This is a genomic window from Conexibacter sp. CPCC 205762, from assembly GCF_030646155.1.
GTDB lineage: Bacteria > Actinomycetota > Thermoleophilia > Solirubrobacterales > Solirubrobacteraceae > Conexibacter.
The window spans coordinates 39212-60514 of sequence record NZ_JAUTDN010000036.1; the positions used below are offsets into that span (position 1 = coordinate 39212).

Here is a 21303-nt window from a genome sequence, read left to right on the forward strand (position 1 = left end):
TCAGCGCCCCTTTCGCATCATCTGGGCCATCGGGTCGACGCGCGCGGCGCCCGACTCGGCGTCGCGGATCGAGCTGCCGGTGTAGGACATGAAGACGTCGTCGAGCGACGGCCGCGCGACCGTCACCTCGCGGATCGACACGCCCAGCTCGGCGAACAGCCGCGGCACGAACCGCTGGCCGCTCTCGACGCCGAACGTGACGGCGCCCTGCGATCTCGTCGCCTCGATCCCGAAGCGGCTGCGCAGCGCGGCGATCGCGGCGCCGTCGTCGTCGGTCTCGATCCGCACGCGGTCCTCGCCGACGCTCGCCTTCAGCGCCGCGGGCGTGTCGACGACGATCACCTCGCCGCGGTCCATGATCGCGATCCGATCGCAGAACTCGGCTTCGTCCATGTAGTGGGTCGTCATGAAGATCGTGATCTCCTCGGCCTGCTTCAGCTCGTGGATGTAGCGCCAGATCGAGCTGCGCGTCTGCGGGTCGAGCCCGACGGTCGGCTCGTCGAGGAACAGCACGCGCGGGGAGTGCAGCAGGCCGCGGGCGATCTCCAGCCGCCGCCGCATGCCGCCCGAGAAGGTCGAGACGCGGCTCTCGCGCCGCTCCCACAGCCCGACCATCTCCAGCACCTGGCGCATGCGGCCGGGCACGAGCGCCTTCGGCACGCCGTACAGCTCGGCGTGGAACTTGAGGTTCTGCTCGGCGCTGAGGTAGCCGTCGAGCGTCGGGTCCTGGAAGACGAGGCCGATGTTGCGGCGGACCTCGTCGCGCTCCTTGACGACGTCGTGACCGGCGACGTGGGCGCTGCCGCCGTCCGGTCTGACGAGCGTGCAGAGCATCCCGATCGTGGTCGACTTGCCGGCCCCGTTGGGGCCGAGGAAGCCGAACGTCTCCCCCGGCGCGACGTCGAGGTCGACGCCGCGAACGGCCTCGACCTCGTCGTAGCGCTTGACGAGCCCGCGGACGTGAACCGCGGGCTCGTCTTCCGGACGGTGGGCCTGGACCGTCGCGGTTTGGCTCATGCTGCCGAGTCTTCCCCGGCAGCCGGGGTGTCGCCACCCTCCGCCGGATCGCCGTCGGCGAGCAGGCGGTAGAGGTCGCGACGGGTGTTGGCGATGATCCGCTGCGCCTCGCGGCGCTGCGCCTCGCTGCCGGTCTGCAGCACCTGGAAGAGCGCGCTGCCGGCCTCGCGGGCCGTCTTCAGCAGCTCCCAGGTCTCGTCCGACACGTCGCCGGCGAGCTCGTCCCACGGCGCGGGCGTGTCCTCGCCCCGCTCCGCCACGGCCGCGCGGCCGGCGTCCGTCAGCTCGTAGAGCTTGCGGCCGTCCTGCTCGCTGGTCGTGATCAGGCCCTCGTCCTCCAGCTGCTGGAGGGCCGGGTAGACCGAGCCGGGGCTCGGCCGCCAGGCGCCGCCGGAACGCTCCTCCAGCGCCTGCATGATCTGGTACCCGTTGCGCGGCTCCTCGGCGAGGAGCAGCAGCGCCGCGGTGCGGACGTCGCCGCGCCGGGCGCGACCGCCGCGCCGGCCTCCGCCGCGCGGGCCACCGGGCCCGAACGGGAAGAAGGCGCCGCCGCCGGGGCCGCCGAAGCCAGGGCCGAACGGGCCGCCGCGCCCCCAGGGGCCGCGGCCGTGGCCGCCGTGGCGACCGTGTCCTCCGTGCCCGCCGCGACCGCCGCCCCGGCCGGACTCGTCGTCCGGTCCGCGGCCGCCGGCCATGGCGCGCCAGAGATCTGCGATGTCGAAGCCGCTGCGCGGGTGGCAGGCGCCGTGGCGTCCCGGCCCAGGCCCGTAAGCGGCGAAGTTGGCTGCACGATGCATGCCGTTCTCCTGTCGTTGACTGTTCTTGATGCGTCAACGATATATCGGAATAGTCTTCTCGTCAAGGGAGGTGCCGGCACAGACGCCGCAACCCTCGCCATCTCGGCGCGTTATGAACCTGCGATGGACGCGCAACCACCGCAGCCGTCGAAGCCCGAGGCCGACGAGGCCGAGCGCCGAGCCGCGCAGCTCCACCACGAGATGAGCCGCGCGCCGATCGGGTCGAAGGAGCGGCGCTTCCTGCGCCGCGCCGCCGAGCGCGCCCGCAAGCGCGCCGAGGCCGAGCGCCGCGAGAGCTGAGCGCCGCGCCCGCGCGCAGACCCGCCGCAGATGCGCGAACGCCCCGCGGGCACGAGGCACGCGGGCCGTTCCCCGCCCCCTGCCGCCGGGGGGTGCCGGCCCACAGGGACGCCGGGCGTGCGCGAACGAGAGAGCGACGCGCATGAGGGGGAGTCTGCGCGTGGCTCGAACGCACCACTGCCCGAAGCATTGCCGACTATACCCAAGAAACCCGTCTAGAGGTGGAGATTTACCGCCGCTAGATGGTGCTTCACCACCGCTAGCGGGTTGGCCTCCGAGCGCCGGTAAATCAGGCTTCTTGCGATCGGATGCACGACGCCTCGCCACAGCTCGCCGCGTTCGCGAAAACGCTCAGAAAACTGCGCCGCGACAGAGAGCTGTCGCAGGATGCGCTCGCCGACCTCTCGGGCGTCACCGCGAAGCACATCGGCGAGATCGAGCGCGCGAACAAGGATCCCCGCGTGACGACCGTGCTGCGCCTGATCGAGGGCCTCGACATGCCGCCGGCCGAGGTCTTCCAGAAGGTCGGCGAGCAGCTCGAGCGCCTCGCCAAGGTCTCCGCACGCACCTGACAGCGGTTGCCATATATGCGAACATACGTTCGTGTCCGGCAGATCCTCACAACCCACAGCGCTCGCCCGCGCCATTCGCCAGCTGCGTCGCGAGCGCGAGCTGTCCCAGGAGGCGCTCGCAGCCATCGCCGGCATGCATCCCAAGCATCTGAGTGAGATCGAGCGCGGCAACAAAGACCCGCGCGCGACCACCGTCGCCCGCCTCGCGGACGCTTTGGGGGTGACCGTCGGCGAGCTCTATGGCCAAGGCGACAACGCGAGCGGCAAACACCTACAATGAGCCGCCCCGCGAGGGGGACTGGTGTATCGGTAACACGACGGTCTCCAAAACCGTAACGCGAGGTTCGACTCCTCGGTCCCCCGCTCAACCCCAGCTGTGCCGGCGAGAACCGCCGCCACGGCTGGGCGTCAGGGCCGCCTCATCTCAGCGGCGCGCGTACGCCGGATCCGCAACTCAGGCGTGCGCCGGCTCGGCGGCCGGCTGCGGGGCGGCGATGCCGTCGGAGCCCGCGGCGGTGAGGATCGCCGTCAGCAGGCCGGGGAAGCGGCCGTCGAGGTCGTCGCGCCGCAGCGACAGCAGGCGGCGCTTGCCGTCGACCCGCGTCTCGGTGATGCCGGCCTCGCGCAGGACGCGGAAGTGATGCGAGGCGGTCGCCTTGCTGACCCCGAGGTCGAACGAGCCGCACGGCCGCTCGCCACCACAGGCGAGCGCGCGCACGACCGCGAGACGCGCGTCGTCGCTGAGCGCGTGCATGACGGAGGTCAGCTCGATCGCTTCGGCAGATGGCTGGTCGGGCGTGCTCATCGCTCTCCATTCTATGACGCTCGCGAGCGGATCCGCGCACTTCGGACGCAGTTGTCTCGCGGGCCGTCGCGGGTGGACGCCGATCGCCCCGGCCGGAGAACGTCCAACGAGGCCGCGCGACATGCGGGCGGAGGGACTCGAACCCCCAAGGCCTCTACCTGGCCAACCGGCTCCTAAGACCGGCGTGTCTACCGTTTCACCACACCCGCGGGGTGCTGGTCGCCGCACGCCTTGCGTTCTCACGCGACCAAGTGCGGCACGCGACCGCAGGGGATTGTAGGGTCCACTCGGGATGGAGGACGGCTACGTCATCGACCGGCCGAATCGCGCGAAGCAGTCGTCACAGACGACGCGCGCGATCGTCGTGCTGCTGCTGCTCGTCTCCGCGCTGCTGCAGCTGATCGTGATCGTCGGCGGCTGGTCGGCGCTGCAGGGCAGCAAGCCGGTCCAGATCGTCTACGCGCTGCTGTACGTCGGCGGGGCGATCCTCGTCGGCCGCTGGAACCGCGGCGTGCTGCCGGTCGTCGCCGCGATGGCGATCCTGCTGCTGATCTTCGCCGCCGTCTCCGGTCCCGAGTGGCTCGACCGCGACAAGACCGGCTTCTCGACGCCGCAGTCGATGTTCGGCGGCGACGGGCTCGAGTCGTCGGTGCTGGCGCTGATCACGCTGATCGTGATCCCAGTGCAGATCCTGCTGATCGCCGTCTGCGCGCAGGCCTTCCGCCAGGACTGGCACGTCGAGCTGGAAGTGCCCAAGAGCCGCGCCAAGTGGTCGGGCGCGGCGCCGCGCAGAATCGTCAACCGCCCCGGCCAGCGGCGCGGCACCACCGGCACCGGCGCCGCGCGCGGCTGAGCCGCGCCGCGCTCGCCCGCGCCAGCTCGCCCTACGGCACAAGCACGAGCTTGCGTCCGTGGGCGCCGGCTCTGAGCCGCTCCCACGCGGTCGCGACCTGCTCCAGCGGCAGCCGCTCGACGTCGACGCTCAGCCTGCCGGCGACGACGTGCTCGACCATCGCGCGGTAGGCGGCGATCTTCGTCTCCTCCGGCGCGAGGAAGTTCGTGTGGCCGCGGATCTCGCCGAGCGTGCCGCGGATCGCCGACGACGGCAGCTCCGCCGTCGCGCCCGCCGACTGGCCGATCTGGATCAGCCGCCCGCCGCGTGAGATCGCGCCGAGCGCAGCCGCTGCCGGCGCGCCCCAGAGCGGGTCGACGATCACGTCGAAGCTGCCGCCGGCCGCCTCCTTCAGCGCCGCCGTCAGCTCCGCGCCCGTGCGCTGGTCGAGCAGCACGGTCGCGTCGGCGCCGAGCGGCACGGTGCGCGCGAGCGCGTCGGCGTCGCGCCCGGCCGCGACGACCCGGCCGGCGCCGAGCAGCTTCGCGGCCTGCACCGCGATGTGGCCGAGGACGCCGGTCGCGCCGAGCACGAGCACCGTCTCCCCCGGCTGCAGGTCGGCGCGCCACCACAGCGGCAGCCAGGCGGCGAGGCCGGCGATCCCGAGCGCGACCGCGACGCCGTCGTCGATCGCGTCCGGCAGCGCGATCGTGGCGCGCGGCAGCACCAGCGCCCGCTCGGCGATCGAGCCGAACGGCGCGACCGGGCGGTCGAAGTAGGCGCGGCTGCCGTCCGGCAGCCGTCCGACGCCCTCGCCGCCCGCGACGAACGGCAGCGGCTGTCTGCCCGAGTAGAAGGTCCCGGCCGCTCTCGCGAGGTCGACCGGGTTGACCCCGGCGGCCAGCACCTCGACGACGACCTGCCCGTCGGCTGCGACGGGCTCCTGGAAGCTGGTGGGGACGGGCGTCCCGTACTGCTCGACGACGGCTGCTCGCATGGCCGTCAGGCTAGTCGGTCAGAAGCTGACGCCGTCGCCGCCGAGCGTGCGCGCCTGCTCGACCGTGACGATCTCGCGCCCGAGCGGCAGCAGCGAGACCGGGATCAGCTTGAAGTTCGCCAGCCCGAGCGGGATCCCGATGATCGTGATGCAGAGCGCCACGCCCGTGATCAGGTGCCCGAGCGCCAGCCACCAGCCGCACAGGATCAGCCAGATCACGTTGCCGATCCCCGACGCGACGCCCGCGTCGCCCCGCCGCACGACGGTCTTGCCGAACGGCCACAGCGCGAAGACCGCGATCCGCAGCGAGGCGATCCCGAACGGGATCGTGATGATCAATATGAAGCAGATCAGCGCCGCGAACGCGTACCCGATCGCCATCCACAGGCCGCACAGCACGAACCAGATGACGTTCAGGATCAGGCGCATGTCCCTCCAAGAATCAGAAGTACGGCGGGAGGGACTCGAACCCTCACGAGCTTTCGCCCAGCGGCTTTTGAGGCCGCCGCGTCTACCATTCCGCCACCGCCGCAGGGAAGCGAGGTCCGAGTCTACGCGGAGCGGGCATATCAGCGAGCGGAGAACCGTCGACCGGAAACCAGGAGGACAGCAGGAATGGCGCAGATCGAAGGTCGTGTCCGAGAGCTGCTGGAGCAGCCGAACTTCTGTTTCGTCGCGACGGTGCGGGCCGACGGGACGCCGCACGTGACGCCCGTGTGGGTCGACGTCGAGGGTGACGAGGTCGTCCTCAACAGCGCCGAGGGGCGCGCCTGGCCGAGCAATCTGGAGCGCGATCCGCGCGCGACGCTGACGATCGCCGACAAGGACAACCAGTACGAGTACGTCTCGATCCGCGGCAGACTCGCGGCCAAGACGACCGACGGCGCCGACGACCACATCGACGCGATGGCGAAGAAGTACCTCGGCCAGGACGAGTACCCCTTCCGCCAGCCGGGCGAGGAGCGGATCATCCTCCGCTTCACGCCGGAGAAGGTCCACCACAACGCCTGACGCAGAGCGGGCGGGCCGGCGCGGCCCGCCCACGCGCGCGCGTCAGCCGATCACGAGCGCGTGCAGGTGGTCGATCTGCGCCGGCGGCGCGACGACCAGCCCGAACGGCAGCTCGTGGTCGGCCGGCAGGTCGCGCACGCACAGCCCGGCGCGCTCGCAGATCAGCGCGCCCGCGGCGTAGTCCCACGGGTTGATGCTGCGCTCGTAGTAGGCGTCGCTGCGGCCGGCGGCGGTCCAGCAGAGATCGATCGCGGCGCTGCCGCCGCGGCGGATGTCGCGCACGCGCGGCAGCAGCTGGGCGACGATCTCGGCCTGACGGGCGCGCACGTTCGCGTCGTAGGCGAAGCCGGTCGCGACCAGCGTCTGCGACAGCTCGGCCTGCGTCGAGGCCGCGATCGGCTCGCCGTTGCAGGTCGGCGCGCCGCTGCGCGTCGCCGCCCACTCCTCCTGGTGGAGCGGATCCCAGACGACGCCGACAAGCGTCCCCTGCGCGTCCTCGGCGGCGATGCTGACGCACCACTGCGGATACTCGTAGAGGAAGTTGACGGTGCCGTCGAGCGGGTCGACGACCCAGCGGATGCCGCTCTCCCCCGCCGCTCTCGTCTCGCCGCCCTCCTCGCCGAGGATCGCGTCGCCCGGCCGGCGCTCGGCCAGCAGCGCACGGATCGCTTGCTCGGCGCTGACGTCGGCCTCGCTGACGAGGTCGGTGTCGGTCGACTTCGTGCGCACGCCGGTCGCGTTGCCGTAGTAGCGCAGCAGCACATCGGCGGAGGCGCGCGCGGCGTCGCGCGCGACCTGCAGCAGCTCGGTCTCGATCTCGGGAACGGCGGTGGAGTCAGCGGAGGTGGTCACACGGCAAGCGTAGGCCGCCGCGCGCTCCACGGTCGTGCGGCCTCCAGCTGCGCAGCGAGCGCCAGCAGCGTCGCCTCGTCGCGCACCCGGCCGACCGCCTGGACCGACAGCGGCAGGCCCGTGTCGGTGAAGCCGGCGGGGATCGCGATCGCCGGCTGGCCGGTGACGTTCCAGCCCGGCGTGAACGGCGTGAAGCGGCTGACGCCGTTGAGCGTGAAGAGCGCGCCGCGGCCGTCGTAGCGGCCGACCGGCAGCGGCACGCGCGCCAGCGCCGGCGTCAGCAGCAGGTCGTGGTCGGCCAGCAGGCGGTTGATGCGGACGGTCGCGGCGGCCTCGCTGCGACGTGCCCGCGCGACGACGCCCTCGGGGAGCATGCGGCCGAGCTTCGCCATCTGCTGCGTGCGCGGCTCCAGCCGCTCGGGCTGCGGCAGCGCGGCGGCGTCGTCGGCGATCCCGCGCAGGTAGCGGATCACGACCTGCGCGCTCAGCGCCGGGTCGAGCGCGGGCGCGGCGGGGACCAGCTCGTGGCCGAGGTCCCGCAGCAGCGCGACGGTGGCGTCGAACGCCTGGCGCTGTTCGGCCTGCACCGGCACGAACAGCGGGTTCTTCGTCGTGAAGGCGATCCTCAGCTTCCGCGGCGGCGCGCTCGTCGCAGTGAGGAACGGCGGCGCACCCGGATCCTTGTCGGCGGTGACGTCGAGCCAGAGCGCGGTGTCGGCGACCGTGCGCGTGACGACGCCGGTCGTGGAGAGGTCCTGCCAGGGCTCGTGCTTGGGCGCCTCCGGAACGCGTCCGCGCTGCGGCTTGAGGCCGACGAGTCCGCAGCAGGCGGCGGGGATGCGGATCGATCCCGCGCCGTCGGTCGCGAGCGCGGCCGCCGCGAGGCCGGCGGCGACGGCGGCCGCGCTCCCGCCGGAGGAGCCGCCCGGCGTGCGCTCCAGATCCCACGGGTTGCGCGTGACGCCCCAGGTCGCCGACTCGGTGAACGGCCACTGCATCAGCTCGGGCGTGTGCGTCTTGCCGAGCACGATCGCGCCGGCGGAGCGCAGGCGGCGGACGACCTCGGCGTCGTGTTGCGCGGGTCTGCCGCCGTCGGCGTCGGAGCCCTTCGCGGTCCGCTCGCCGGCGACGTCGACGTCGTCCTTGATCAGCACCGGGACGCCCAGCAGCGGGCGCTCGGCGGCGGCGTTGGCGGCGCTGTTGCGGGCGGCGGCGCGGCGCGCGGCGGCCTGCTCGGCCTCGGCGAGCGCGCGCTCGGCGAAGACGACGCGGAGCGCGTTGAGCTGCGGGTCCAGCCGCTCGATCCGTTCCAGGTGCAGCTCGACCAGCTCGCGCGAGGAGACCTCGCCGGCACGAACCAGCGCGGCTTGGCGAGCGAGACCGGCGAACGCGAGGTCGATGGCGTCCATCGCGCGGAGCCTAGTGGGCGGCGCCGGGCCGCGGGCGGGTTGGCATCATCGGTGGCAGATGGAGCGAGCGATCGCGATCGACGCAGCCGCTGACGCGGCCGCCGAGCGAGCCGGCGCGGCGGGCGGCGGCGCGGGCGCGACGGGCGGCGAGCGCGAGGCGCAGGCGCTGCTCGCCGGCAGCGACGCGGAGCGGCGGGCGATGGCTGCGTGGGCGGCGCGGGTCGGGGATGCCGCGCGGGCGCAGGCGGTCGAGGCGATCTGGCTGCGACCGCGCTCGGAGCTGGTGCTGGCGCTGCATGCCGGCCTCGGCGTGCTGGCGAGCATGCTCGCGATCGCGGCGCCGCCGGTCGCGCTCGGGCTGGCCGCGGTGACGCTGCTGTCGCTGCTGCTCGACCTCGCCGGCCTGCCGCTGTCGCTGCGGCGGCTGACGCCCGAGCGCGCGAGCCAGAACATGCTCGCGCGCATCGCCGAGCCGCCGGCCGACGGCGTCACGCTGATCCTCACCGCCCACCTCGACCGCCCTCGCGGCGGCCTGCTCGCGCGTCTCGGCCGGCGGCCGGCGGCGCGCTGGCTGCCCGGTCCGCTCGTCTGGATCGTGCTCGCGCTGCTGGCGATCGCCGCCTGCGCCGCGATCCGGCTCGCCGACGGCGACGGCAGCGGCGGCCTGCTCGGCATCGTCCAGCTCGTCCCGACGCTGGTGCTCATGGCCGCGCTCGGGCTGGCGATCGACGCGGCGCTGGCGCGGCCCGCCCCCGCCTCCGCCGACGCCGGCCCCGCGGAAGCGCTGCTCGCCGCCGGGCGGGCGCTCGCGAGCACGCCGCCGGCGGGAATCGGGGTCGACCTCGTGCTCGCCGGCGCAGGCACGAGCGGCGGGCTCGGCTTCCGCCGGCACCTGCGCCGTCGCCGGCCGCGGCGCGACCGCGTCGCGATCGTCGAGCTGACCGACGGCCCCGCGCCCGCCTGGCTGCTGAGCGACGGCCCGCTGCTGCCGCTGCGCTACCACCCGCAGCTCGTCGCGCTCGCGGCGCAGGCGGCGGCCGAGGAGCCGCAGCTGGCGGCAGGGCCGGCGCGCGGTCGCGCGCTCGGCGGCGCGCTGCGCGCGCGGCAGCGACGCCTGCCGGCGATCCGCCTCGCCGCGCCGACCCCCGACGCGCTCGCCGCTCTCGCGCTCGCGCTCGCCGAGCTGCTCGACGAGTCGCGCTGAGCGGCCGGCGACCAGATCTCCGGACGTGTGACCCCCTCTGACGGGGTCAGACCTCCGGAGGTCCGGTCAAAGGACCCCGAAGACCTCCAGCTCGGCCGGCGCGCCCTTGGCGTCGAGGGGGCGGCCGCGGCCGAAGGCGAGCTGCGGCGAGGCGGCGGCGCGCGCGGCGTCGGCACCGGCGGCGCGCGTTGCGCGGGCGCCGGCCTCGTGCAGACGCTCGCAGACCGTCGAGGAGACGAGCACCTCGCCGGGGCCGGCGGCTGCGCCGACGCGGGCGGCGACGTTGACGTCGACCCCGAACCAGTCGCTGCCCAGCCTGCGCGGCGTGCCGACGTGGACGCCCGCACGCAACCGCGGGCTGTGGCCGGCCAGCTCGATCGCGGCGACCGCGGCGACCGCTCCGCGCGCGGCGGCGACGGCGTCGGCGGGATCGTCGAAGACGGCCATGTGCCCGTCGCCCATCCGCTTCACGAGTCTGCCGCCGTGCGCCGCGACCTCGCCCTCGACCGCCGCCGCGACCCGCCGCAGCAGCTCCAGCGCACGGTTGTCGCCGGCCTCCAGCGCCCAGCTCGAGAAGCCGACGACGTCGGTGAAGACGATCGCCAGCTCGCTGCGGCCGTGGCCGCGGCCCTGCACCTCCGCCAAGGCCTGCCACACCTGCAGCGCGCCCAGCCCGACCTCGCGCGCGGCGCTCGGCCGCGCCCCGGCCGGCGAGGAGAGCCGCTGGCCGAGCAGCTGCGCCGGCGCGTCACCGGCGGTCGAGAGCGGGTCGCCGTAGCGCTCGTCGCCCGGCAGCCGCCCGCGCGCCTCGCGCGCCACGTCGACCAGCCGCGGGTCCGTGTCGATCGCGCGCAGCCGCGCCGCGACCCGCACCCGCCAGCGCGGCTTGCGCGGCGCCTGCTCGTCCACGTTCAGCCGAGCACCGGCATCAGCGCCGACGACGGTCTCACCGCGAGGCCGCGCGGGCGGGCGAGGCGCTCCAGCACGACGGCGGTGTCGGCGAAGGGGATGCCCGTCAGGTGTCTCTCGCGCTCCTCGAAGTCGCTGACGATCCCGCGCACCGCGGCGGCGTAGCCGTCGGCGTCGCGGCGGGCGAGCGCGTCGATCGCCACGGCGGTGCGGGCGAAGGCTGGGTCCTCGGTCGCCATGCCCGCGACGGCCGCGTGCGCCGCCTCGTCGTCGCCCTGGACCAGGGCCGCGAGCGCGAGCGCGTAGCAGCCGGGTGAGGAGTCACAGCTGTCGCCGACCGCCTCGCGCACGTAGGCCGCCTCCTCCCCGCCGTGCCCAGCGAGCACGCCCGCCTTCACCATCCCAACCAGCCGGCCGTAGCTGCTCGGCGGCGCCGCCTCCCACGAGGCGCGGTAGCGCTCCGCCGCCGCGGCGAAGCGCTCGCGCGAGACGGCCGCGTCTCCGCGCAGCAGGGCCTGCTGTGCGCTGCGCTCGATCGCGATCGCTTCCTGCAACAGCGCTCTGTGGTCGGTGGCGGCCACGTCGCGGACGGTATACCCGCGCCCGCCCGCGCGGCAAGCGTCAGCCACACGGGGGATACACCGGCAGCACCCGCAGGCGGCTTCAGCGGGCTGGCGCGGGCGGGCAGCGGCGGGCTGGCGAGCAGGGCCCCGTCAGCCGTCCCACCACAGCAGGCCCGCGACCGGCTCCAGGCGCGGGGTGGCGGCGGCGAGCTGATGGGCGCCGTCGAGCGAGGTGCCGGCGGGGGCCGTCACGCGGGCGCGGGGGCAGCGGCGGGCGAGTGCGTCGGCGAAGGGATCGACCAGCGCCGGGCCGAGCGACCAGACGCCGCCCACCTGCGCGACCGTCACCGGCTCCTCGCCCGGCAGCGCCCGCTCGCAGGCGGCCGTCGCCGAGATCGCCAGCTCCTCGCCGGCGTGCGCGAGGATCTCGCGCGCGACCTCGCAGCCGTCGGCCGCCGCGGCGCCGACGATCGGCACGAACGCGGCCGCGACCGGCGCCGCCGGACCGCCGCGGTGGACCGCCAGCGGCATCTCCTCCGCCGCGCCGAACCGCTCCACGACCGCCTCCAGCAGCCGCTGCGAGCCGCCGGCACGGCCGTCGAAGGCGCGCAGCGCGGCGCGCAGGCCGGCGGCGCCGATCGCGAAGCCGCTGCCGTCGTCGCCGAGCGTCGCACCCCAGCCGTCGACTCTCGCCCAGCGGCCGGCGCCGTCGTGGCCGAGCACGACCACGCCGGTCCCGACCGCGACCGCCACGCCCGGCTCACGGCCGAGCGCGCCGAGCAGCGAGGTGACGCCGTCGGTCGCGATCGCGACGCGGCCGGCACCGGTCGCGGCGCGCAGCCCGGCGGCGATCGCGCGCAGATCCTCCTCCCCGGCCAGCTCGAACCCCGACAGGCCGACCGCCACCACAGCTACGTTGTCGAGCGTGCACGGAGTGGGTCTGTGAGACCCATTGGTTGCGTGAGCGGCGGACGGGAGCGCGGCGAGCAGGTCGTCGAGCACGTCGGCGGGGCCGACGCCCTCCTCCATCCGCCGCACGCCGCGGCTCGGGGCCGTGGCCGGGCGGCCGTCGAGCAGCACGCGGGTGCTGCTCTGGCCGGCGTCGAGCGCGACGATCACGACGACGGGCCCAGCTCGCCCGAGCCGCGCGCGATCAGGCGGGTCGGGACGACGATCTCGCGCGGCGGCGGCTGCTCCGCCGGGGTCGCGCCGAGACGGGAGAAGATCAGCTCGGCGCCGTGGCGGCCGAGCGCGCCGGCGTCGTAGGCGACGACCGTCAGCGGCCGCGCCAGCAGCTCCGCCAGCTCGATGTCGTCGAAGCCGACCAGCGCGACCGGGTTGGGCACCCGCGCCAGCGCCCTCGCGGCGGCGACCGAGTGGCGGTTGTTGCCGGTGACGATCGCGGTCGGGCGCTCGCCGGCCGGCAGCGCGAGCAGCGCCTCGACGATCCGCTCGGCCTCGCCGAGGTCGTGACGGCCGAGGCGCACGAGCGCGTCGTCGATCTCCAGGCCGGCGGCCGTCAGCGCCTCGCGGTAGCCGCGCAGGCGCTCGGCGGCCGTGAACAGCTCGCCCGGGTCGGAGACGAAGGCGATCCGGCGGTGGCCCTGCTCCAGCAGGTGCTCGATCGCCTGGTGCATGCCGCCGCGGTTGTCGAGCAGCACCGCGTCGGCCGCGATGCCGACCGGCGGGCGGTCGAGGAAGACGGTCGGGGTCGTGCGCGCGGCCTCGGCGACGAAGCCGTGGTCGCCGCCGCCGAGCACGAGCAGCAGGCCGTCGACGCGGCGCCGCGTCAGCGCCGCGACCAGCTCGCGCTCGCGCTCCTCCTGCTGCTGCGAGGAGCTGGTGATCAGCAGGTAGCCCTTCTCGGCCGCGACCTGCTCGATCTCGTGCGCGATCGCGGCGTAGAAGGGGTTGGTCACGTCCTCGATCAGCAGCCCGAGCGTCGCCGACGAGCGGCCGTGGCGCAGCGAGCGGGCGAGGTCGTTGCGCTCGAAGCCGAGCTCCGCGACCGCCGCCGCCACGCGCGCCTGCACCGCCGCCGACACGTTCGGCTCGCCGTTGACCGCGCGCGAGACCGTCTTCAGCGACACCCCGGCGCGCGCGGCGACGTCGCGCATGGTGGGGCGCGCGCCGCCGCGCGACGCGGCATCCGCGCCGGTGGGGCGAGCGCCGCCCCGCGAAGCCGCGCCAGCTCCCGCGCCGGCGTCAGCGGCACGCGGCGTCATCCCTTCACCGCCCCGGCCGTCACGCCCGCGCGCAGCCAGCGCTGGCCGAGCAGGAAGACGACCATCACCGGCGCCGCGGCCATGATCATGCCGGCCGCGGTCAGCGGTCCGCCGGTGCGGAACTGGCCGGAGAACTGGGCGATCGCGACGGTGATCGTCTGCTTCGAGGAGTCGGGCAGCATCACCAGCGCGAGGATCAGCTCGCTCCACTGCAGGAAGACGTTGAGGATCAGCACGGTCGCGATCGCCGGCAGCGCCAGCGGGACCGCGATCGACCAGAACGCCCGCAGCGTGCCGGCGCCGTCGACCTGCGCGCTCTCCAGCAGCTCGTCCGGCAGGCCTCTGAAGTACGAGGCGAGGAACAGCGTCCCCCACGGCGCGAACAGCGTCGCGTAGATCAGCGAGAGGCCGAAGCGCGAGTCGACGTAGCCGAGCCGCAGGCCCTCGTCGAACAGCGGGATCACGAGCGCCGCCAGCGGCAGCGTCATCGTCGCGACCGCGATCCCGAAGACGAACCGCCGCCCCGGGAACAGCATCTTCGAGAGGCCGTAGCCGGCGAGCGTCGCCAGCACGGTCGCGAGCACCGCGCCGAGCGGCACGATCCGCAGCGAGTTGAAGAGCGCGTCGCCGATCCCGCCGTTGCTCCAGGCGTGGCCGAAGTTCTCCAGCGTCCAGCCGCCGCCGAACGAGCCGGGGTCGCCGATGTAGTCGTCGGTCGGCTTCAGCGCGACCCGCACGACCCACAGCAGCGGCAGCACGACGGCGAGGGTGCAGAGGCCCATCACGAGCGCCGGCAGCGGCCGGCGCAGTCCGATTCGCGCGTTCATGACGTCCACTCCGCGGCACGCCGGACCCGCGACGCCGCGTACTGCGCGAGCAGCAGCACGACGATCAGGAAGATGCCGACGACGGCGATCGCGGAGCCGAGCCCGAGGCGGCCGTCCTGGATCCCGGAGATGTAGACCTGGTAGTCGAGCGTCGTCGAGGCGATCCCCGGTCCGCCTTGGGTCAGGCCGTAGATCCAGGGGAAGAAGACGGTCACGGTGCCGACCGTCAGCAGCAGCGTCCAGAAGCGCGTCACCGGGCGCAGCGCCGGGCGGTAGATGTGCCACACGAGCTGGCGCCAGTTGGCGCCGTCGAGCACGGCCGCCTCGACGTAGGACTCCGACAGCGTCGACAGGCCGGCGCTGTAGAGCATCACGCCGGTGCCGGCGGTCGCCCAGCCGATCACGCCGATGACGGACAGCAGCACGAGCTTGTCGTCGGCCAGCCACGGCTGCGCGAGCGCGCCGAGGCCGATCGAGCGCAGCGTCTCGTTGAGCGGGCCCTTGTCGGCCAGCAGCAGGCGGAAGACGCCGCCGATGATGATCGGCGGCAGCAGCGCGGGCAGCAGCAGCACGGTCCGCACGAGCGGTGCGCGGCGCTGGCCGAAGATCACGATCGCGATCGTGAACGGGACCGCGACCCAGACGACGATGCCGGCGATCAGCACGACGTTGTTCAAGAGGATGCGCCAGAAGTCGTGCCATTCGAGCAGAAACTTGAAGTTCTCCAGGCCGACCCATCTGGCGGGGGTCAGGCCGTCGTATCTGGTGAAGGCGTAGTAGACGACGCGGCCGAGCGGCAGCAGCGCGAAGACGGCGAGCATCGCGACCAGCGGCGCGACGAAGAGGAGGCCGGCGAACCGCTCGGAGCGGCGGGTGACCGGCCGGCTGCCGCCGCGGCGGCGCCGGCGCCCAGGGCGCGCCGGCGCCGCCGTCGTCCGCTCGCTCACCTGAGCGGACGACGTCGCGGCGGACGTTGGGACGTGAGAGGACATCGGGGAGGGGATTGCGGGGAACGGGGCGGCTAGCCCTGCGCCTGCTGCTGCTGGAGACCCTTCAGGAACCCTTCGAGGTCGCCGCCGGTGATCGCGGTCGTCAGCTTCTGCAGCGCCGCGCCCTGCGCCGCCGCCGTGAACTGGTTCTGGGCCACGTCGACCCCGCCCAGCTCGGCGACGATGTCGGAGATCTGCTGCGCGCCTCTGGAGCCGCTGACCGCCTCGACGTCGACGTCTCTGCGGTTGGGGAACTGGCCGGCCTCTCTCAGCAGGATCGTCTGGCCGTCGGCCGAGGCGAGGTACTCGACGTACGATCTCGACGCGTCCGGGTTCGACGCTCTCTGCGGGATGCCGTAGATCAGCGTCGGGTTGAAGAACTGGCCCTGTCTGTCGAAGCCGTCGATCAGCGGCGCGGCGAAGACGCCGTAGGCGTCCTTGCCGAGCTTGTCGTCCCACACGGCCCAGTTCATCGCGGAGGTGATCAGGCCCGGGACCATCGCGACCTTGCCTCTCGTGAAGGCGGCCTCGACGTCGGTGAATCTGACGTCCTTGAAGTCGTCGTTCCACCAGCCCTCGTCGAACGTCTGCTTCAGCGGCTCGAGCGTTCTGAGGAATCTCGGGTCGTCGAGCGGGATGTCGCCGGTGCGGACCTTCAGCACGTCCTCGACGGTCGGGAAGGCCTGCGGCGAGAAGGCCGACCAGGCCCACCAGGCGAGGTTCGAGTCGACGCCGGACATGCCGATCGGGGTGATTCCTCTCGCCTTCAGCGCTCTCGCGGCGGCGGTGAACTCGGCCCACGTTCTCGGCGGCGCCTCGGGGTCGAGGCCGGCTCTTCTGAAGAGCGCCTTGTTGTAGTACCAGACGACGCCCTGGGCGCCGATCGGCACGCCCGCGACCTGGTTGGGGTCGGCCGGGTCGATCACGCCGGCCGACCAGCCCGACAGCTCGTCGGCGAGCGGACCCCAGTCCGAGGGCGCGGTCGCGACCAGCGCCGGGAAGATCGAGGCGTGGTTGACGCCCGGCAGCATCTCGACGAGGTCGCCGAGCTTGCCGGCGCGGGCGCGCGTCGTGGCGGACGCGACGAACTTGTCGAACGGGACGCCGTCGAATCTGACGGAGGCGCCGGGGTGCTCGCCGCTCCAGGCGTCGGCGGCGGCGGCGAAGCCCTTGCCGAGGCCGGCGGAGGTGTCGGCGACGTCCCAGCCGAAGAAGGTGACGGTCCCTCTCACGTCGGCCGCGGCGGCGCCGCCGCCGGTCGAGGTGCCGGCGCTGGTCGACGCCGCGCTGCTGCCGCCGCTGTCCTGCCCGCCGCAGGCGGCGAGCACGGCCGAGGACGTGAGCGCGATCGCGCCGAGACCGGCGCCGCGCAGGAAGTCGGCTCGGGAAAGACGTCCACGAGCACGCGCCACCGACGGCGCGAGTTGATCGTCCGGCATTGAGTTCTCTCCTCCTCAGTTCGCCCCCTCGCGGGGCTTCGACCGCCGGAGAAGGTAGACCGGATTGATAACGTTGTCAATCGTTCCTGGAATCGTTTCGATGACGATGCGATCTGGGATCGAGGAGAGCACTGGAACTGTTTTCAGAATGAGAGTGTCTGTGACCGACCTGCTGCGCCACCCGCTCGCCACTCCCGCCTGGGAGCAGGCGCCGGCCGCCCGTGTCCGGATCGGCAGCCGCGCGCTGTGGGCGACGCCCGCCGCCGGCGAGGAGAGCGCCCCCGCGCGCCGGCTGATCCACGCCCGCTCGCTCCATGCCGACACGCCGATGACGCTGCGGCGGCTGCTCGTCGACACCGCCGCCGGCTACCACAAGTGCGCCAGCGGAGCCGAGCTGGACCGGCCGACGCGCGTCGTCGTGCGCGTCCCCGACGGCGACGGCTGGCGCGTGCTGGCCGACGAGGCGATCGACGGCGCCTCGACCGCCGGCGTCGCGATCGACCTCGGCGACACGCGCACGACCGCCGCCGCGGTCGAGCTGCGCAGCGCCGCCGTCGACGGCTGGTGGCCGAGCTGGAACCTCGCGCAGTCGTCGCTCAGGCTGGAGGGCGAGCTGCCGGCGCCGTGGGTCGCGCCGCGGCAGGGCTGGCTGAGCGTGGAGGGCCTGCAGCTCGACGGCCTGCCCGACGGCGTCAGCGCCGAGCACCGCAACGGCGAGGTCCGCTACCGCACGCCGTACCTGGAGATCGGCTTCCGCCTGCGCGTGCCGGCGCTCGCGCACCTGTCGCTCGACGACGACGGCGCCGGCCGCACCGGCCGCGACCTGCTGCAGCAGCCGCGCTCGATGGACATCGTCCGCTCCGGCCTCTACCCCTCTGGCGTCTACCCCGTCCTGCGCGACGGGATGGCCGGCTACCTGGCGCAGTCGCCGCGGCTGACGACGCACGCCGGCGCCAACCCGGTCGGCTTCCTCGCGTTCGACTTCGACGGCAGCACCGAGGTGCGCGGCAACGTCGTCCGCTACGTCGTCGACGTCGCCGGCGGGCAGCGCTACGAGCTGACCTGGACGGTCCTGCGCGACCGCGTCGAGCTGACCGCGACGCGGCTGGCGGCGCAGCCGCTGCGGGCCTGGACGAGCAGCGCCTGGCACGTCGCGCTCGACAACCGCGTGACGCCGAGCGCGGTGCTCGGCGCGGTCACGCAGGCGGGCGAGGCGGGGCTGGTCGAGGGGCCGCTGCTGTGGCACTTCCCGCGCCACGGGACGCTGCGCGTGAGCGCCGACGGGCCGGCGCTGTTCCGCTCCGACTCGGTCCGCCCGCTCGACACCAACACGCTCGAGCTGAAGCTCGGCGAACGGCCGCTGCCGGAGGGCGACTACCTGCTGGAGGCCGGCACGCACACGGCGTCGGTCACGTTCGCGGTCGGCGCGCCCGACGTCGCGCCGACGCGGCCGGAGGCACCGCCGGCGGTCCGCCGGATGCTCGCCCGCCACGCGCTCACCGCCCTCCCCTTCCGCCCCGACACGGCGACGTACTCCAACAACGGCGCCTCGATGCACGTCACCTCGGCGCTCAACGACCTGTCGGCGATCTCGCTGCGGATCGGAGCGGTGGTCGACGGCCTGACCCCGCGCGACATGCTGCGGCTGTCGCTGGAGCGCTGGCTCTCCGACGCGCCCGCCTACGGCTCCGGCCGCACCTCGCACGGCGACCACATGCTGGAGGACGAGTACGTCCACCTCGGCGCCGACACGCTGCTCGGCCTCGCACGCTTCCTGCTCGACGCCGAGCCGGCCTGGTACGCCGCCCAGCGCGAGCGGATCGTGCTGGCGCTGAGCCGCATGCGCGCCCGCGACGCCGACGACGACGGGCTCGTCGAGTCGACGCTGCGGCGCGGCATCAGCGGCGAGCACCAGTGGTCGACGGCATGGTCGGACGTGCTCTCGTTCGGCTGGAAGGACGCGTGGGCCAACGCGGTCCTGTACGAGGCGCTGCGGACGCTCGACCTCGCGCTCGCGCGGCTCGACCCGGGGCTGGCGGCGACCGAGGACCTCGGCGCCTGGGCCGACCGCCTGCGCGGCGCCTATCTGCCGGCCTTCCTCAACCCCGCGACCGGCTGGATCGCCGGCTGGCGCGGCGCCGACCAGCGGCTGCACGACTACGCCTTCTTCGTCGTCAACGGCGCGGCGGTCTCGACCGACCTCGTGCCGGAGGCGGAGGGCGCGGCGATCATGCGCGCGCTGTGGGGCGAGCTGAGAGCGGTCGGCTACGACGACCTCCGCAACGGGCTGCCGTTCAACCTGCGGCGGGTGCCGGAGGAGGACATCGGCGGCGTCGTCTTCGGCCTGCCGCTCGGCGGCTACCTGCAGGGCGGCGCCTGCCACCACCGCGTCGCGCCGGTGATCGCGGCGCTGCGGCGGGTCGGGATGGCGGCCGAGGCCGACGAGCTGCTGGAGGCGCTCGCCAGCACCGTCGCCGACGACAGCGCCTTCGGCGGCGTCGGCTCCGGTCGCGACTGGCGAATGTGGGACGGGACGCCGAGCGGCTACGAGGGGCAGCTGGCGGAGGGCTTCAGCCTGATCGCGAGCGCGATCGACCGCTGGGGCGCGCTCGCCTGACGCCGCGGCGCCGGCGCGGCGCGGCGTGCCGGCGCGTCAGGCGTCGTCGTCTCTCGGCGGAACTCTGTGCTGCCGCGTCGGCTCCTCGTCGGGGTCGGCGCGGGCCCACAGCGAGCCCCTCGCGGGCGGGTCGGGCTCCGGTTCGGGCTCCGGCTCCGGCTCCGGCTCGGCGACGTTCGTCGGCGCCTCGTCCGCTTCGACGACGAACTCGGAGGAGCCCTCCTCGGCGGGCTCCTTCATCCACGGCGGGGGCGGCGGCGAGACGGCCTCCGGCGCGGGCGGGGCCGGCGCGGCCGGCGGGGCCGGCGGCTCGGCGGGCGGCTGCGCGGCGATGCTCTCGGGCGTCGGCGGCGGTGGCGGAGGCGGCGGCGTGACGGGCGCCGGCACGATCGGCGCGGGGCCGCCCCTGTCGGGCTCCGGCGGCAGCTCGCGGCGCGGGCGCAGGCCGGCGGCGATCATCGCGCCGCCGATCAGCAGCAGCACCAGCGGCCAGAACCAGAGGCTCGGACCGCCCTCCCCCGGGATCCCGACCAGCAGCGTGAACAGCAGCAGGATCGCCGCGCCGAGGTAGCCCGGCCCGGCCTCTCTGTCGACGCCCGCGTAGGCGACGAGGCCGAGGCCGGCGGCCAGCAGCGTCAGCTTCCAGATCAGCCCCGGCGCGACCGAGATGCGCGAGAACTCGCCGCCGAAGCCGGTCACGATCGCGCCGAAGAAGAGCTGGAAGACGAACGTCAGCCCGAGCGCGAGCACCGCCACGCCGGCTGCGTCGATCAGGTAGACGGAGTTGCGCCGCTCGCGGTCGCGCAGCACGAGCGCGCCGGCCAGCAGCAGCACCGCCGCCAGCAGCAGCACCCAGCGGGCGGTGTTCGCGCTCTCCGGCGAGAAGGCCCAGCGGACGAACGTGTAGAGCGCCGCCGTGCCGACGATCCCGGCGACGAGCGTGCAGATCTCGCTGCCGCGCTCGCGCGCCAGCCAGACCGCCGTCGCGGTCACGGCCGTGAAGATCACGAACGCGGTGCCAGCCGAGCCGATCGGGTCGCCGGCGCCGAACACCTGCATCAGCCGCAGCAGCGTGACGAACAGCAGCGCCAGCCCGCACAGCTGCAGGACGACCTGGTAGGAGCGCGGCCGCTCGCCTTCCAGCGGCGCCAGCACGCCCATCCCCAGCACGAGGCCGGTCGCGAGCACGTTCAGGACGAAGAAGAGGAAGTGGCCCCAGCTGTCGTCGAGGCGCAGGTTGATCAGCAGCAGCGCGACCGTCAGCGGCACCGCGCCGGCGCCGATCAGGTCGCCGCGGTGCGGATGCGGGCGCAGCAGCTCGATCCCTCTGCTCACGCGCGCCTGCAGCTCCGGCGGGAGCGAGAAGTAGCTCGGTGTGTCGTCCGTCGTCTCTGCCATGCCGGCCAGCCTACCCCGCCGCCCGGCGCCGGTCGTACCATCTTCAGCATGGGCAGCGAAGCCGACCTGCGCGCCTCGGACGCCGAGCGCGAACGAACCGTCACACAGCTGCGCGACCACTTCAGCTCCGGGCGCATCAGCGAGCAGGAGCTCGACGAGCGCAGCGACGCCGCCTACGCGGCCCGCACCGTCGGCGAGCTGACCGCGCTGGTCGCCGACCTGCCGGCGCTGCCGGCCCCGCCGCCGCGCCCCGGCCACGACCCCGAGCGCGAGGCTGCGCGCAAGCGCGTCCTCTACAAGAGCGGCACCGCCGCGATCACGATCCTGATCTGCGTCGTGATCTGGGCGGCCAGCGGCGCCGGCTACTTCTGGCCGGTGTGGGTGATGCTCGGAACCGGCATCTTCGCCCTCCGCAGCGCCTGGGACGAGCTCGGGCCGGGTGCCGACGAGCGGCGCCGGCTCGGCACCGGCAGCGCCGCCAGATCCGGCGCACCGAGAGACGGCCGGCGGTAGCCTGCGCCCCGTTCCCACCCCGGAGGC

The 21303-nt window shown here is 74.2% G+C and carries 23 protein-coding genes and 3 tRNA genes; 9 read left to right on the top strand and 17 right to left on the bottom strand.

The window, feature by feature from the left end:
• Together Q7L73_RS22155 and Q7L73_RS22160 are read right to left on the bottom strand one after the other, a co-directional pair.
• Entirely contained in the window at window positions 1-1017 is a 1017-nt protein-coding gene (locus tag Q7L73_RS22155; protein WP_304693311.1) for an ATP-binding cassette domain-containing protein, read from the bottom strand.
• Entirely contained in the window at window positions 1014-1814 is an 801-nt protein-coding gene (locus Q7L73_RS22160; protein ID WP_304693313.1) for a PadR family transcriptional regulator, read from the bottom strand. The genes Q7L73_RS22155 and Q7L73_RS22160 overlap by 4 nt, the downstream gene beginning before the upstream one ends.
• 123 nt (window positions 1815-1937) lie before the next feature.
• On the opposite strand from Q7L73_RS22160, the gene Q7L73_RS22165 reads away from it, so the two are divergent.
• From Q7L73_RS22165 to Q7L73_RS22180, 4 genes are all read left to right on the top strand, one after another.
• Window positions 1938-2114: a hypothetical protein gene (locus Q7L73_RS22165; RefSeq protein ID WP_304693315.1), complete on the top strand. Its 177-nt coding sequence runs from the start codon at window positions 1938-1940 to the stop codon at window positions 2112-2114.
• A 308-nt stretch (window positions 2115-2422) separates the two neighbouring features.
• Window positions 2423-2686, top strand: a complete 264-nt coding sequence (locus Q7L73_RS22170; RefSeq protein WP_304693317.1) for a helix-turn-helix domain-containing protein — start codon at window positions 2423-2425, stop codon at window positions 2684-2686.
• A 31-nt stretch (window positions 2687-2717) separates the two neighbouring features.
• Window positions 2718-2966, top strand: a complete 249-nt coding sequence (locus Q7L73_RS22175) for a helix-turn-helix domain-containing protein (RefSeq protein ID WP_304693319.1) — start codon at window positions 2718-2720, stop codon at window positions 2964-2966.
• Between the two features lie 12 nt (window positions 2967-2978).
• Window positions 2979-3049 (top strand) — tRNA-Trp (locus Q7L73_RS22180).
• Between the two features lie 91 nt (window positions 3050-3140).
• On the opposite strand, the gene Q7L73_RS22185 is transcribed toward Q7L73_RS22180, so the two are convergent.
• Window positions 3141-3491, bottom strand: a complete 351-nt coding sequence (locus tag Q7L73_RS22185; RefSeq protein ID WP_304693321.1) for a helix-turn-helix transcriptional regulator — start codon at window positions 3489-3491, stop codon at window positions 3141-3143.
• A gap of 122 nt (window positions 3492-3613) precedes the next feature.
• Window positions 3614-3700, bottom strand: a tRNA-Leu gene (locus Q7L73_RS22190).
• 83 nt (window positions 3701-3783) lie between these two features.
• Between Q7L73_RS22190 and Q7L73_RS22195 the strand changes: the two genes are divergently transcribed.
• The gene (locus tag Q7L73_RS22195; protein WP_304693323.1) at window positions 3784-4344 is read left to right on the top strand and encodes a hypothetical protein; all 561 of its coding nucleotides are present in this window, start codon (window positions 3784-3786) and stop codon (window positions 4342-4344) included.
• Window positions 4345-4375: 31 nt separating this feature from the next.
• Here the strand turns inward: Q7L73_RS22195 and Q7L73_RS22200 are convergent, their stop codons facing one another.
• The 3 genes from Q7L73_RS22200 to Q7L73_RS22210 form a co-directional block, all read right to left on the bottom strand.
• A complete protein-coding gene (locus tag Q7L73_RS22200; RefSeq protein WP_304693324.1) occupies window positions 4376-5320 on the bottom strand; it encodes a zinc-binding dehydrogenase in 945 nt (314 codons plus the stop codon).
• Window positions 5321-5338: 18 nt separating this feature from the next.
• On the bottom strand, window positions 5339-5749 hold the full coding sequence (locus tag Q7L73_RS22205) for a YccF domain-containing protein (protein WP_304693326.1): 411 nt from the start codon (window positions 5747-5749) through the stop codon (window positions 5339-5341).
• A 20-nt stretch (window positions 5750-5769) separates the two neighbouring features.
• A tRNA-Leu gene (locus Q7L73_RS22210) sits at window positions 5770-5852 on the bottom strand.
• Window positions 5853-5935: 83 nt separating this feature from the next.
• On the opposite strand from Q7L73_RS22210, the gene Q7L73_RS22215 reads away from it, so the two are divergent.
• The gene (locus Q7L73_RS22215) at window positions 5936-6331 is read left to right on the top strand and encodes a PPOX class F420-dependent oxidoreductase (protein ID WP_304693328.1); all 396 of its coding nucleotides are present in this window, start codon (window positions 5936-5938) and stop codon (window positions 6329-6331) included.
• A gap of 42 nt (window positions 6332-6373) precedes the next feature.
• Here the strand turns inward: Q7L73_RS22215 and Q7L73_RS22220 are convergent, their stop codons facing one another.
• Both Q7L73_RS22220 and Q7L73_RS22225 read right to left on the bottom strand, forming a co-directional pair.
• The gene (locus Q7L73_RS22220) at window positions 6374-7183 is read right to left on the bottom strand and encodes an inositol monophosphatase family protein (protein ID WP_304693330.1); all 810 of its coding nucleotides are present in this window, start codon (window positions 7181-7183) and stop codon (window positions 6374-6376) included.
• Window positions 7180-8592, bottom strand: coding sequence for an amidase (locus Q7L73_RS22225; protein WP_304693332.1), 1413 nt, complete (start codon window positions 8590-8592; stop codon window positions 7180-7182). Before Q7L73_RS22225 ends, Q7L73_RS22220 begins: the two co-directional genes overlap by 4 nt.
• Before the next feature lie 58 nt (window positions 8593-8650).
• Here Q7L73_RS22225 and Q7L73_RS22230 point away from each other — a divergent pair, with 58 nt between their 5' ends.
• Window positions 8651-9796 carry a hypothetical protein gene (locus Q7L73_RS22230; protein WP_304693334.1) on the top strand — a complete coding sequence of 382 codons (1146 nt, stop codon included), beginning with the start codon at window positions 8651-8653 and terminating at the stop codon, window positions 9794-9796.
• Between the two features lie 66 nt (window positions 9797-9862).
• Here the strand turns inward: Q7L73_RS22230 and Q7L73_RS22235 are convergent, their stop codons facing one another.
• From Q7L73_RS22235 to Q7L73_RS22265, 7 genes are all read right to left on the bottom strand, one after another.
• Window positions 9863-10705, bottom strand: a complete 843-nt coding sequence (locus Q7L73_RS22235; protein ID WP_304693336.1) for an adenylate/guanylate cyclase domain-containing protein — start codon at window positions 10703-10705, stop codon at window positions 9863-9865.
• Between the two features lie 2 nt (window positions 10706-10707).
• On the bottom strand, window positions 10708-11286 hold the full coding sequence (locus Q7L73_RS22240) for a hypothetical protein (protein WP_304693340.1): 579 nt from the start codon (window positions 11284-11286) through the stop codon (window positions 10708-10710).
• Between the two features lie 132 nt (window positions 11287-11418).
• Window positions 11419-12387: a BadF/BadG/BcrA/BcrD ATPase family protein gene (locus Q7L73_RS22245; RefSeq protein ID WP_304693342.1), complete on the bottom strand. Its 969-nt coding sequence runs from the start codon at window positions 12385-12387 to the stop codon at window positions 11419-11421.
• Entirely contained in the window at window positions 12384-13385 is a 1002-nt protein-coding gene (locus Q7L73_RS22250; RefSeq protein ID WP_304693344.1) for a LacI family DNA-binding transcriptional regulator, read from the bottom strand. Before Q7L73_RS22250 ends, Q7L73_RS22245 begins: the two co-directional genes overlap by 4 nt.
• A 104-nt stretch (window positions 13386-13489) precedes the next feature.
• On the bottom strand, window positions 13490-14320 hold the full coding sequence (locus Q7L73_RS22255) for a carbohydrate ABC transporter permease (protein ID WP_304693346.1): 831 nt from the start codon (window positions 14318-14320) through the stop codon (window positions 13490-13492).
• Window positions 14317-15267, bottom strand: coding sequence for a carbohydrate ABC transporter permease (locus tag Q7L73_RS22260; protein WP_304693347.1), 951 nt, complete (start codon window positions 15265-15267; stop codon window positions 14317-14319). Before Q7L73_RS22260 ends, Q7L73_RS22255 begins: the two co-directional genes overlap by 4 nt.
• A 74-nt stretch (window positions 15268-15341) precedes the next feature.
• Complete coding sequence (locus tag Q7L73_RS22265) at window positions 15342-16748, bottom strand: ABC transporter substrate-binding protein (protein WP_304693349.1); 1407 nt, start codon at window positions 16746-16748, stop codon at window positions 15342-15344.
• A 160-nt stretch (window positions 16749-16908) separates the two neighbouring features.
• Between Q7L73_RS22265 and Q7L73_RS22270 the strand changes: the two genes are divergently transcribed.
• Window positions 16909-19365 carry a hypothetical protein gene (locus Q7L73_RS22270; protein ID WP_304693351.1) on the top strand — a complete coding sequence of 819 codons (2457 nt, stop codon included), beginning with the start codon at window positions 16909-16911 and terminating at the stop codon, window positions 19363-19365.
• Between the two features lie 36 nt (window positions 19366-19401).
• On the opposite strand, the gene Q7L73_RS22275 is transcribed toward Q7L73_RS22270, so the two are convergent.
• Window positions 19402-20763, bottom strand: a complete 1362-nt coding sequence (locus Q7L73_RS22275) for a hypothetical protein (RefSeq protein WP_304693353.1) — start codon at window positions 20761-20763, stop codon at window positions 19402-19404.
• A gap of 48 nt (window positions 20764-20811) precedes the next feature.
• Here Q7L73_RS22275 and Q7L73_RS22280 point away from each other — a divergent pair, with 48 nt between their 5' ends.
• A complete protein-coding gene (locus Q7L73_RS22280; RefSeq protein WP_304693355.1) occupies window positions 20812-21276 on the top strand; it encodes a DUF1707 domain-containing protein in 465 nt (154 codons plus the stop codon).
• The last annotated feature ends 27 nt before the right edge of the window (window positions 21277-21303 follow it).